Source organism: Synechococcales cyanobacterium T60_A2020_003 (genome assembly GCA_015272205.1).
GTDB lineage: Bacteria > Cyanobacteriota > Cyanobacteriia > RECH01 > RECH01 > JACYMB01.
The window spans coordinates 1-12937 of sequence record JACYMB010000247.1 but is presented as its reverse complement, the minus strand read 5'-3'; the positions used below and the strand labels follow the sequence as shown (position 1 = coordinate 12937).

Below are 12937 nucleotides of genomic sequence, written 5' to 3'. Positions count from 1 at the left end.
TTTGGCTACCAGGGAGATGGGGTTTCTGCCGCCGATGCGTTACAGATTGATCCGTTTGCCGCAGAGTCGTCGCCCGATGCGTCACCTTCACCGGAGGCTGCACCCTCAGCTCCCCCATCGAATCCCTCTCAACGCTAGGGTAAGGCCATAACCCGCCGATTGCCAAAATCACGCCGTCTTTTCCCAATTGTCGAGATCAAGACCCCCTAATACCGATTCCTGAGGTGACCGCTAGAGTTCCAATACTGAAATCACCAACGGCGTCACGCATCTCAAAACTCAAAGCTCAAAACTGACATAACGCCTACCGCCCTCGTCCCGCTGCTCTGATCTATCCCATGACTCCTTTGACTGCTAATGACTGCTAACCCGTCTCCTCCGATCCCTTCCCCCCCGGTAACGGGCTATCCCCTCAGCGTTGCGCCGATGATGGATCGCACCGATCGCCATTTTCGCTACTTCATGCGCTGCATTACCCGTCATACGCTGCTGTATACCGAAATGGTGACCACTGCCGCGATTATTCATGGCGATCGCGACAAACTGCTGGGCTTTTCCCCAGAGGAACATCCCATTTCCCTACAACTCGGCGGCGATAATCCGCAGGAACTCGCCCAGTGTGCCCGGATTGCGGAAGAGTGGGGCTATGACGAGGTGAATTTAAATGTCGGCTGTCCGAGCGATCGCGTTCAGAGCGGCAACTTTGGCGCGTGTTTAATGGCTCAGCCGGAACGGGTTGCAACGTGTGTGGCGGCAATGCGGGCAGCGGTTTCGATTCCGGTTACGGTCAAACATCGGATTGGCATTGATGATCGCGATCGCTACGAGGATATGGTGACCTTTGTCCACACCGTGGCGGAGGCCGGATGTCAGCACTTTAGTGTCCATGCCCGCAAAGCATGGTTAAAGGGATTAAGCCCAAGGGAAAACCGGGACGTGCCGCCGTTGCGCTATGAAGACGTTTATCGGTTGAAGCAGGATTTTCCCCAGCTTTGGATTGAGATTAATGGCGGCATTCTCACGCTGGAGCAGGCGGACGCCCATTTGAACCATGTCGATGCCGTGATGATTGGTCGAGCTGCCTACGACAATCCTTATCTGTTTGCCGAGAGCGATCGCTGCTTCTTTCGCGACGATACACCGACGCAAACCCGCATCGACGTTGCCCAAGCCATGATGCCCTATCTGGACTACTGGACGGGACGAGGCATAAAGCTCAGCTCCATGACCCGCCACATGCTGCAACTCTTTGCCGGACAGCCCGGTAGTCGTGCCTGGAAACGACACCTCACGGAGAAATCCTCTCAACCGGGGGCAGGGGCAGAGGTTATTGAAGAAGCGCTGGCACTCGTAACCCAGGTGGCCTCTCTAAACGCAGTGGCTTTGTTCCAGTAGCACGGTTCGAGTTGAGTTTTGCTGCGGAGCCGCGTACTGAGAATTGGCGTGCTTGATCAAAAACCAGAACAACCCCACCGCAAACGCCAATGCCCCCAGAGCCAACAGAGTCGACACGAGGTCTTTGATCCAGTGGGGCATTTCCACATAGGGCTGCGGAATTCCACTCCGAGGGGCAGTATGCTTTTTAGTCCCAGATTGAATATTCGTTTGGCCTTGAATCCGGGTCGGGGTTCCACGATGGGCAGCATCGGGCAAAAGTCCCCCCGACCGCATTTGCTGAATTTTTTGGATCACGGCAATCGGTCGTTGCCCCGTCTGACTCCACTGGAGTAGCGTTGGCCCGTTAATCGCACACAGGTTGGGAATCTGCATGTCATAGATTTTCTGCTGCAAATTGCGATCGCTCACCGCCAGCACGACTAACTTTGCCGTATTCTCCTGCGACAACCCGTAGGCCGTCCGTGATACCGCTAGCGCTAGCCGCACCCGCTTGGTGTAGGCTTCTCCCGTCGCCGATTTCAACATCGGATGGTAGGCTACCACATCCGATACTTTCCAGTTACTTTCCTTATACAAACGCTGGAAATCACGGGCAACTCGCTCCAAATCCGGGTCGGGCGCACGATCAGACAGGAATCTCAGCTCTTCGTAGATAATCTTCGGAATAATGCACGTTCCCACCCTCGAAAAGCCCATCCATTCTCGCGTTGAAGTCGAGGATAGGATGCTGAGATCCAAAATAAGCAAAACAGGTGGAATAATTGTGGTCATGTCTCAACCTCCAATCCCAAGCCGCCCGGCTAGGCTAGGCGTTACGGGCAGTAATGTTGCTGCCATTAAGAACAATGCAAGCAACCCTAGGGCTGCACGCGCATCGTCTGGCTCAGAAATATCTTCCAGACTCGGACGTTCCAAATCTCGCTGTAACACAAAAATCACAATCGCCCAATAGAGCGCTAGGGAGTTCACCAACGAGGCGATTGCCAATACCACTAGGGTAGCAACCGTACCCCATTGTGCGACTTTGCGCCCATAAATCGACTGTACAATGCGTCCTCCGTCAAGTTGTCCAGCAGGCATTAGATTAATAGCCGTCACCACCAGACCAATCCATCCCACAATGACTAGGGGATGAATAGCGATCATCGGCTGCTGCAAGGCATCGCCCAGGACAATGCGAGCCAGCATACCGACTAAGATTGACCCCTGAAAAAACTCAGACGGAAGTTGGAAGACGCCCGCCCCCTGAGACAAGATCAGCCCTGTAACCAGCAGGATCAGCGACAATATACCGCCGACGGCTGGCCCTGCAAAGGCAATATCAAACAAAATGCTGCGATTCGGCAATAAGGACTCAAATCGAAAAAACGATCCGAGGGAGCCGATTTGCCAGGTGGGAATAAAGAACGGCAGACTGATACGAACCTGATGCCGCCGCGCCATGACGTGATGACCCAGATCATGCCCCACCAAGATCGCTAAAATTCCCAACGCGACGGGGATAGCAGCTGGAATTCGATCGTAGCTGCTAAAGCTATCAAAGCCCTGGAGTAACCCTGCCGTTTCGATACAGGTGGCAATGGTGGCAAGAAATAAGACCCCGGCCAAGATTTTTTGGGGCAAGGTCGTGGTTTTCGGATCCGTCCTACTCGGCAGGATGATCACCACGGGCTTTTTCTCCCCTCCCTGAACTAAAAAGAGACGGTAGCGATCGCCCACCTTGTCGTGAAGCTGTTGGGATAGCTGAGCATGAACCGTGGGGGCATCCCCCCGCAGATTGCCTCGGAAGATTGCCCCTTCTTGGTACGGAATCGTTTCAGTACAAAAGTAGGTATCAATACCGAAAATGCCCTGAATAGCTTTGAGATCTTCGGCGGGAATGGGATTGGTAACGCCCTCTGTGATTTCAGATTTGGCGGATGGCGACGGCATTTCATCTGCCGCTGCGCTTGGGCGATCGCCCAGCTCCGATTCCGAATCTGCTTCAGGTTTCGGTGTGGAATTCAGGGTAGATTGCTGAGCCACCTCACGCAGTTGACGCCCCAGATAGATGTAAAACCCGGTAGAAATCAACAGCGTTAACAGAATTCCCGCCAAGTTTAGATCAATACCAACGGCAAAAAGACCAAAAAACACCAACCACGGCACCATAATGGCAACGGATTGAAGCCATGATAACAGTCCTAATTTGCCGAAGGGCCGGGAACGATAGTATCCCCACCCTAAAATACCAAGTGCAACAAGCAGGATCAGAGCAGTCATGATCATCTAAGCCGATCTCAATAGGGCAACACGGCGAGTAGACCGTGGCAGAGTTTTGAAGCTGAAAAAGTCGTAATACCTTAGCCTATCGTGAACCGATAAAAAACGGCGTTGCTGAATAGCGGTATGAATTCGCTAAAAACTGAACGAGATTCCAGTCATTGCAGCCATCGGTTCATACCTGGAATCAGCAACGCCAAAAAAACCTCCAGAGGTTGCGATTCATACATCGATTTTATCGGTGTAAAACGAGGAACTTTTGCCTCTGATAATGACCCCAAACAGACAGCATGCAAGGATTAATATCCTAGTAACAAACCTAGGCATACGCGATGTGCAACTAATTGGCCCTCATCCCAACCCTTCTCCCCAAGGAGAAGGGCTTTCGGACATTTCCAGTTCCCTCTCCCAACGGGCGAGGGCTAGGGTGAGGGTAGTCTTTGCAAGCGTTCTATAAAAGTCACACATCGCGGCTAGGCATAGTCCAAAATCTGAGGCAACTGATTTGTAACATCCTGTTGCTTCAGATCAATACCCCCTTGAAAGTTACGGTCAAATCTATGGATAGGCTAGTCATGGCAGATAGTCCTTTTATAGTCCTTTTATTGATGACCTCACGGTCAGGCGATCGCTCATCCCATAGATGCAAGCTAGCTTCCTAATACTAAAAGATATGTTTTCTGGTGAAACAAAAAACTTGATTGAGGGTGATGCCTGTGTGGGTCACTTTTAATGAGAATCGCTAACGGCTAAAAGCGCTTGCCGTAGATTTCCGTGATGCATTGCTAGCATGGCCTGAGTTGTTTCTGAATCTAGCCCTGTCCAGTGCATCAGTAATGCCTGCTTCACATGGCGATCGCTCTGATCGAGCAATACGCCTGCTTCGGTGCGGTTCAGTCCGGTCAGGTCTTGCAAAATCCGCAGGGCGCGATCGTGCAGCTTTTGGTTGGTCACGGCAACATCCACCATCCGGTTACCGTAGACCTTGCCCAACTTCACCATCACTCCCGTCGAAAGGGTATTGAGTGCCAGTTTCGTCACCGTTCCCGCTTTCAAGCGGGTTGATCCGGCTAGGATTTCTGGCCCCACGAGAATGCGGAGATCGATATCCACGTCGATGGAAACCTGGTTAGCGGGCACACAGGCCAGAAAAATCGTGGTAGCTCCCCGCTGTTTGGCCTCATGCAAGGCACCGTGGACGTAGGGGGTGGTTCCGCCTGCCGTAATCCCGACGACCATATCGCGATCGCCAATATCAAGCTGAGCGATCGCCGCTGCGCCATCCTCTGCCCGGTCTTCTAGTCCTTCCGAGCTGCGAACTAGAGCATCGCGTCCCCCGGCCAAAATGCCCTGAACCATCTCCGGTGGCGTGCAAAAGGTAGGCGGACACTCGGCAGCATCTAGTACACCTAGCCGACCGCTCGTTCCCGCGCCGATGTAGATGAGGCGTCCCCCCTGACGCAGTGCATCTGCCGTGCGATCAATGGCCGCCGCCAACTCTACCTGAATCGCCGCCATCGCTTCAACGGCTCGTTTATCTTCTTGATGGAACAGGGCAACCAGTTCTAAGGTGCTGAGCTGATCGAGATTGGCGCTGTGGGGATTGGATTGTTCGGTGAGCAGATGGCCGCGCTCGGTGAGGGAGGGGGAGGCGTTGGGGGCGATCGCGTCAGAATCAGCCATAACAATTACAACAAGCCTTCAAGCTGACGACGAATGCGATCGAGTTCGGAGGAGGAAAGCTCGTAATTGCTAGCATCTCCGGTTTTAGCCGTTTCTTCAGGTTCAGCATCAGGGTTCCAATCGGGCGATTCCACATTCGCCTCCGGTGGAAGTTCCAATACACCTTCATGGACGAGTTTGCAACTATAGCCTGCCCCAGTGCAGAATTCTTCGATATCGTCCAGCTCAAAACATTCAACGCTGGGACTGCCAAAATCCTGCGCTTCTAGCATTAGGGCATAGCGTTCAGCGTCTTCTTCTTGCTCAAACATCAGCACAATATTGCGATCGCCCATCTTGAGCGTATGGATGCCCTCGTTATCCGTCCCGGCATTGAACAGCAGCACAAACACGCGCATAGGATTCACAACACAGAATGCGGTTCTGTCTATCTTAGCGGCGAAGGGGACCCCTAGGGCCGCAAAATTTAAGGATCGTATTGGGATACTCTTGGCCTGTGCATCGTCGTGAATAGAAATATCCAGGTTGCACGTCCTGAAATGTTGCGGTGGCATTGTGCCATTAGAGGTTCTGGGCTAAAGTTTTAGCGAGTTAGGCCACTTTAAGGCGTGAGGGTGCAATGACCCAATTTCCCCCTCCAGATCGAGACCCCTCCTCATCGGAGGAATTCCAGCCATCATCTCTCAATCGTCGCCACCGCCTGCTGCGTCGTAGCCTCTATGCGGTGGGCGGCATTGCGGTTGTGGGTACGGTCAGCGTTGTTGGTTTAGGCGTTTGGTTTGTACAGAATCGGCTTGCGCCCATGGTCGCAACCTCCCTGGAAAACATTGTTAATCGTCCGGTAGAGGTGGGGTCTGTCAAAAGCTTTTCGCTCACCCACTTGGAATTTGGTGAATCGTCGCTTCCACCAACGGACACAGATAACGATACGGTTGTCATCGAGAAAGTTATCGCCCGGTTTAATCCCCTGGAGTTTCTAACCGATCGGGTTCTTACCCTGGATCTGGATTTAGTGCGCCCGCACGCCTTTCTCGACCAGACCGAAGACGGCGCGTGGGTGAATCCCACCATCACCATCGATCCCGATGCGCCTCGCATTATCAGACTAGACACCATTCGAGTGCAGGAGGGCGAGATTTCGCTCCAGCCCTTCCCGTGGGCGACGATTTCGGAAGAGGCTCCCCCAGAAACCCGGTCACCGCAAGTCGTCACCGTTGAGAATCTGGACGGAAAGATGACGCTGCGGGAGGAGAATAAGCTGATTGCGCTGGAGCTTGAGGGCAATCCTGTTAGCGGCGGGGAGTTAGCGATCCAGGGGCAAGCGAACCTCAATCAAGATGCCCTGAACTTGGTGGCTCGTAGCCATGACCTGTCCGCCGCCGATGTTGCGTCCCTGGTGCGTCTTCCCCTGACCATTAAAGACGGTACGCTGAATTCTAATTTGGTTGTCAACCTGGATTTGAAGAATCTGCCCGATGTCCGAGTGAATGGCACTGCCAGCATTGAGGGGTTAGTGGCGGATATTGAGAATGTGCCAGAGCTGATTACCGATGCCGAGGCTCGGCTGATGTTTCGCGATCGCCAAGTTGAGATTGAAGACGCCCAAGCCCGCTACGGCGATATTCAAGCGTTAGCGGGCGGCACTGTGGATTTGGACAATGGCTTGGATTTGGCGGTGCGGCTGCCTTCGGTGTCCATTGCGCAGGTGGAACAAACGGCAGGCATCACCGCCCCCGTGGACGCGTCTGGCGTGTTTGAAGCGGATGTTCAGATTACAGGCCCCTTCCAGGATCTCCGTTTAGCAGGAGCCGTGCGAAATCGGGGCACGGTCGAGATCGATCAAATTGCCCTGAGCGCGGTGGGCACTCGGTTTGCCGTCACGCCAGGGCGCATCGACTTTGCTGACATTCAAGCGGTTCCGGTCGAGGGAGGCTTGGTCACTGGCCGGGGCAATATCCAACTGGGGCCATCCGGAGGCTTGGTCTTCGACCTGATTGCCCAAAACCTGCCTGCGGATAGCTTTTTGACGAGCTATGGAGCCTCATTGCCTGCCAACACCACCATCGGAGCCGTCAACGCGGATTTACAACTGTTTGGTCCGTTGGCGAATCCCCAGGCGATTCAGGCGATTCTCAATTGGTCGGCTCCGGCGGGTACGTATCCCTCACGGGGACAGGTGCGCTATGCCAATCAGCAGGTACAGCTTCAAGAGGCGATCGCCCAAGTCGCAGGGGGCACGGTCACCGCATCCGGTTTAGCCTCCCTGGTGGATCGCAGTTGGCAGGCAGCGGTGAATGCGGCAGGTGTGCCTCTGGATCAGTTTTCCGATCGACTCCAGGGCGTTCTTTCCGCAAATGTTGACCTTACGGGAACGCTGAATGACCTTAGCCCTGCCGCCATTCGCGCCACCGGGGATGCCTCCTTCTCGGAGGGAATTTATCTGCTCGATCGTCCGCTGGATGCTCAATTTAGCTGGCTGGGCGATCGCCTCCAGATTCATCAAACTACGGCTCCGGGCTTTGCGGCGGATGGCATGGTCGAAGTCGCGCTAGGTCAGGCCAATCCGATCGGGGCACTGGACTTCAACGTGCTGCTCCAAGATTTCGATTTGCAGCCCTTAGAGCAAGTGTTGCCAGGGGCGATCGCCTCTCAAGTGGCCTTAGCCGGACGCACCGATTTCGATGGGCGGATTACAGGTACGGGAACAGCCCCGCAGGTCAATGGCAACCTGGCGCTGCAAGATTTCGCGGTGAATCAATTTGCCTTTGAACCCTTCCTGGCGGGCGATATAGCCTTTAACTGGGGGCAAGGACTGAATCTGGATGTGGCGGGCGATCGCGATCGCATTGCCGTGCGTCTCAACGATCGATTCCTACCAACGGATTTCTACCTCCAGAATCAAGACACCATCGCCCAAGCCGAAACCGTAGACAATCGCCTAACCGGAACGCTTGTTAATCTGGATCTGGCCATGTTGGACTACGTTCCAGCGGGCGACCAAGGCGTTGGCCCCGTGCGCGGTGTACTGAACAGCAGTTTCACGGCGAATATTCAAGACCTGCAAAATCCCTCATTCCTCGCCAACGTCGTGGTTGCCGAGCCATCCTTGGGCTACATCAATGTGGATAAACTGAGCGGACAGGTGCGCTACCAGGATGGTGTTGCCGCAGTTCGGGAAGGCGAACTGTTATTGGGAACCAGTCGGTATCTGCTGAGTGGCGTCTACGATCCCCAGCGAGACGTACCCTTAACCGCCGAAATCCTCGCAGAGCAGGGCGATCTCCAAGATCTCTTCGTCACGCTCCATTTCTTTGACATTCAAGATTTTGCCCGTGGACTGGCAGCGCCAAGCTATGCCTCCGCCGCTGATGTTGTCCCGTCGCCTGTTAACACAACCGATGTCTCCATCCTGAATCAGGTGCGCCGCGTTGTGGAAATCATGGCACTGCAACAGCAGCAACAGTTAGCCCAGGAAAAGTCACTACTGCCCCCCCTCGCGGATGCCAACGGTCAGTTTCAAGGTGCAGTCAGTCTGTCGTTTGGCCCTCAGCAGGGGTTAAAGGCGAACTTTAATCTCGCTGGGGCGGACTGGAGTTGGGGAAATTACCGCGTCGATACGGTCACCGCCATTGGTGATTTTGAAGATGGCGTACTAGCGCTATTGCCACTGCGCCTCACCTATGATGACGGTGCCATGGATGTGACGGGACGGATCGGCGGCGAACAGCAGTCGGCGCAGGTGATTGCCGAAGATGTTCCGGTGGCACTATTGCGCAATTTTGTGGATATCCCTCTTGATATCGATGGCACGTTTGATGCCAATGCAGCGCTATCGGGAAGCATTGCGAATCCGCAGGCGGTGGGCGAAGTCACCCTCAAAGATGGCAGCCTTCGGGGAACTCCGGTTCAGTCGGCAGATTTACGACTGAACTATAACAACGCCCGATTGAATTTCATTGGCAATATGGCGATCGGTCAGATTGCCGATGCAGGTGGTTTTGTTGTGGAAGAGCCTGAGCCGCTTCGAGCAACAGGCAGCATTCCCTATGCCCTGCCCTTTATGACAGTAGAGCCAACGAGCGACGATATTAGTCTGAGCGTTCGCGTCAAAGATGATGGCTTAGCGCTCTTAAATCTATTTACGGACACAATCGCTTGGGAAGGCGGCGAGGGCACGGTTGAACTGGATGTCGATGGAACGCTCTCACAGCCCGAAGTTGACGGACAGATTGCTCTTAATGACACCATCATTACCTCGCCTACGTTGCCAGAACCGATCACGAACCTAGATGCGCGGGTAGACTTTGGGCGCGATCGCCTGATTGTGCGATCGCTCAGTGGCGACTATGGGGAGGGCAGCATTGAGGCGGGGGGCTTCTTTTCAATTGCTGTCCCCGTCTTTGCCCCGCCAACGGAACGACCGGAAGGGGACGAAGGTGGAGTTCCCGTTCTCACAGCTCCCCTCCCGCCTAACCCTGAAACCTATCCCCTAACCCTCGTGCTCAATGATTTGGTGGTGGATTACCAGAACCTGTTTAAAGGCAACGTTGACGGGCGAGTAGTGCTAACAGGAGCGGTTCTTTCCCCGGTTGTGGGCGGACAGGTCGAAGTGAGTAATGGCAATCTGTTCCTGGTTCAGCCCCAACCCCCCACCGATGTTGCCCAAGCCCAAGTCAGTGGGCGCTCCCTATTTATTCCGCCGCAGTTGAAGGATTTGACGGTCATGTTGGGTAATGACTTCCGAATCAGCCGCAATCAGCCCGATATTAACTTTGTCGCTAGCGGCCAGCTCACCATGAACGGCCCCTTGGATTCCATTCAGCCCGATGGCGTGGTGCAACTGGAGCGCGGGTATGTCAACATCTTCGTCACGCAGTTCAATTTGGCGCGCCCCAGCGAGCAATTTCCCCAAACCGCCGTTTTCCAACCCGGCAACGGCCTCGATCCCTATCTGAATGTGCGCTTGATTGCGACTGTCCCAGAGGTTTTGCGTCCTCCAGTGATCACGGCATCCTCTCCCTTTTCGGGGTCAGAAATTGTTGACCCTGTCATCTCTGCCACCAACTATGGCGCGTTGCAAACGGTGCGGGTGCAAGCTGCCGTCCAGGGGCCTGCCAGCCGATTGTTTGATGAGCTGACCCTCACCAGTGAACCAAGCCGCAATGAAACTGAGATCATCGCCCTGATCGGGGGTGGAACGTTGAGTGCGCTGGAGCAGGGGAACGGAACCCTGATACTCGCCAACCTTGCTAGCAACGCATTCCTGTCTGATTTCCAAAACTTTATTACTAACCGATTGGGGGTCACGTCCTTCCGGCTCTATCCCACTGAGGTTCTCTCAGGTCGCAGCGAATCGTCAACGCTGGGCTTGGCGGCAGAGGTTGGCCTGGATATCACCAACAATCTTTCAGCCTCCATTGTCCAGGTGGTGACAGCCAGCGACCTCACCCAGTTTGGTTTGCGCTACCGCATCAACGATCAGATGTCAGTGCGGGGTTCGACCACGCTAGAAGGTGATAATCGCTTGATTTTGGAGTATCGTTCGCGATTCTAAGACTCTCGTGCGGGCTTTCCAGTAGGGTCAGATTCACCGCCAAACCATAGCACGGCAAACCCCTTGTGAATGCCGATGCCAAGGGCATTCCAGGAGATGTTAGCCCAAATGCCTTCGTTGAGCATGACGGCATTATGGGGCGGACTATTTTTCCATGCCTGAAATGCGCCTTTGGGGGTCACAGGAAACCCAGATGCGCCGTAGGCATTTTCGTAGCCATTGCCGGGATAGCCTGTTTTGAGCCTTTGGGGAGCCTCCCACATCGCGGGATAGGTATCGGGGTTCTTGGCATCGTAGGGGGCATCGCTCCAGGAATGCAGCGATCCATTAAGTCCGTCATGTTTGTAGAGATCGCGCACATGGCGATTGCCCACGATGGTGAGGGCTTTTGAGAGGGGGATTTTGGGGAGGTCGTGATTGGCTCGGTAGCGATTGACGAGTTTAGCCAACTTCCGTTCATCATCACTGAGTTTGTCGCCGTTGATCAGCTTGAGAACGGATGTGCGGGCGACGTCACGCCCCCTAGCACGGGTACGGAATGGACTGACGGTGGTGCGGCTTCCAAAAAGGGAGGCTTGGCGATCGCCATCAGGACTAACAGGGGAAAGAGAGGATTAGGACGGGGCGGATGAGAGGCAACGCATAGGTGAAGCGGGGAACGACTGCACTTTGAATATGCCCACTTTCGGGGTGAAAGCCCACAGGAACCCTCCATTTCGTGATACTTATAGCGCTAGCCATATCGGTTAGCTTGCAACAGCTATACTTGCTCAGAAATAGCACTGAAGCACACTTGCCTCATCCACCAACGGCAAGTATGATCGCCCTACCCCGCAAGTAGCAAGCGCGTTGGCGAAGCCTCTGCGGAGCAGAATCGCACGGTGAAAGGAGGGTGCGATCGCTGTTCTTTCAGTTACTGTTCTTGTGCCTGGTCACGTCGCATGAGGGAGTCCAGTAATACCAATTTCAAAAATTCCGACTACACATGAAAGGCTGACATCCCTGATGGTGCAACGCATTCATAACTCAAAACTGAGAACTCAAAACTCAGAATTGGTATAACCGATCCATGCGTTCGATCGCAGCCCCTAGTGGTGCAATCGATTCACTAGTGCGACGGCTAACTTCCAAGGCATTGCGGCTAGTCTCCAATGCGCCACGGCTCAACGATCCATCCGATTGGGTAAATCATTGGATTGAGTCATAGTCGAGAACCTGTCACTGATTCAATTCTCAGAGATTCCCCAACACCTCCAGTGCAAAAGCGATCGCGCAACGTCTCTGCAAGAGAATCGACCGTCCCTACTCTGCAAAATACGCCCGCACAATCTGGAGAATTCGCGCACTGGCCTGACCGTCGCCAAAGGGATTGATCGCATTGGCCATCGCGTTGTAGGCATCGGGATTGCTCAGCAATTCTGCCGCCGCTTGGGCAATGGTGGCGGAGTCTGTACCCACCAGCTTTGCCGTACCCGCCGTAATCGCCTCCGGACGTTCGGTGGTTTCGCGCAACACCAGGACGGGCTTCCCTAGGCTAGGGGCTTCTTCTTGGAGGCCGCCGGAATCAGTAAGCAGGAGGTAAGACCGTTGAATCGCGCCGACCAACTCCCGATAGTCCAAGGGTTCCGTCAGGAATACACGGGGATGATCGCCCAGCATGGCCTTTAGCGGTTCCCGGACGGTGGGATTGCGGTGGAGGGGTAGGAGCAGGGCGGTATCGGGAAACTTGTCTAGGATTTGCAGAAAACCGTGGGCAATATCGGTCAACGGCTCACCCCAGTTTTCACGGCGATGCACCGTTGATAGCATCACCCGATACTGACTCCAGTCCAGGCCCGGAATCGGACAATCGGGCTGTTGTTTGGCGACGGCGAGGAGGGCATCAATGACGGTATTTCCGGTGTGGTGAATCGCACCGACCACGCTAGAGGCTTCCAGATGCCCCACGGCGGTGCTGGTGGGGGCAAAGTGGAGGCGCGTAATTTGAGAGATCAGGCGACGATTGGCTTCTTCGGGAAAAGGATTCAAAAGGTCATCGGT

The 12937-nt window shown here is 54.5% G+C and carries 9 protein-coding genes; 3 read left to right on the top strand and 6 right to left on the bottom strand.

Going from position 1 to position 12937, the window contains the following annotated elements; all coding sequences use genetic code 11:
* Together IGR76_12365 and dusA are read left to right on the top strand one after the other, a co-directional pair.
* Positions 1 to 138 (top strand): hypothetical protein (locus tag IGR76_12365; GenBank protein ID MBF2079281.1); only part of this gene is annotated, 138 nt, incomplete at its 5' end.
* Between the two features lie 219 nt (positions 139 to 357).
* Complete coding sequence (gene dusA / locus IGR76_12360) at positions 358 to 1395, top strand: tRNA dihydrouridine(20/20a) synthase DusA (protein ID MBF2079280.1); 1038 nt, start codon at positions 358 to 360, stop codon at positions 1393 to 1395.
* Here dusA and IGR76_12355 read toward each other — a convergent pair.
* From IGR76_12355 to IGR76_12340, 4 genes are all read right to left on the bottom strand, one after another.
* Complete coding sequence (locus IGR76_12355) at positions 1369 to 2169, bottom strand: hypothetical protein (protein ID MBF2079279.1); 801 nt, start codon at positions 2167 to 2169, stop codon at positions 1369 to 1371. The genes dusA and IGR76_12355 overlap by 27 nt on opposite strands.
* Positions 2170 to 2172: 3 nt before the next feature.
* Positions 2173 to 3660: a site-2 protease family protein gene (locus IGR76_12350; GenBank protein ID MBF2079278.1), complete on the bottom strand. Its 1488-nt coding sequence runs from the start codon at positions 3658 to 3660 to the stop codon at positions 2173 to 2175.
* 729 nt (positions 3661 to 4389) lie between these two features.
* Positions 4390 to 5343: an N-acetylmuramic acid 6-phosphate etherase gene (murQ, locus tag IGR76_12345; protein MBF2079277.1), complete on the bottom strand. Its 954-nt coding sequence runs from the start codon at positions 5341 to 5343 to the stop codon at positions 4390 to 4392.
* A gap of 5 nt (positions 5344 to 5348) precedes the next feature.
* Positions 5349 to 5741, bottom strand: a complete 393-nt coding sequence (locus IGR76_12340; GenBank protein ID MBF2079276.1) for a DUF3110 domain-containing protein — start codon at positions 5739 to 5741, stop codon at positions 5349 to 5351.
* Positions 5742 to 5962: 221 nt separating this feature from the next.
* On the opposite strand from IGR76_12340, the gene IGR76_12335 reads away from it, so the two are divergent.
* Positions 5963 to 10897: a translocation/assembly module TamB domain-containing protein gene (locus tag IGR76_12335; protein MBF2079275.1), complete on the top strand. Its 4935-nt coding sequence runs from the start codon at positions 5963 to 5965 to the stop codon at positions 10895 to 10897.
* Here IGR76_12335 and IGR76_12330 read toward each other — a convergent pair.
* Positions 10894 to 11346, bottom strand: coding sequence for a hypothetical protein (locus IGR76_12330; GenBank protein ID MBF2079274.1), 453 nt, complete (start codon positions 11344 to 11346; stop codon positions 10894 to 10896). The genes IGR76_12335 and IGR76_12330 overlap by 4 nt on opposite strands.
* 853 nt (positions 11347 to 12199) lie before the next feature.
* The coding region (gene wecB, locus IGR76_12325) for a UDP-N-acetylglucosamine 2-epimerase (non-hydrolyzing) (protein ID MBF2079273.1) at positions 12200 to 12937 on the bottom strand (738 nt) is incomplete at its 5' end.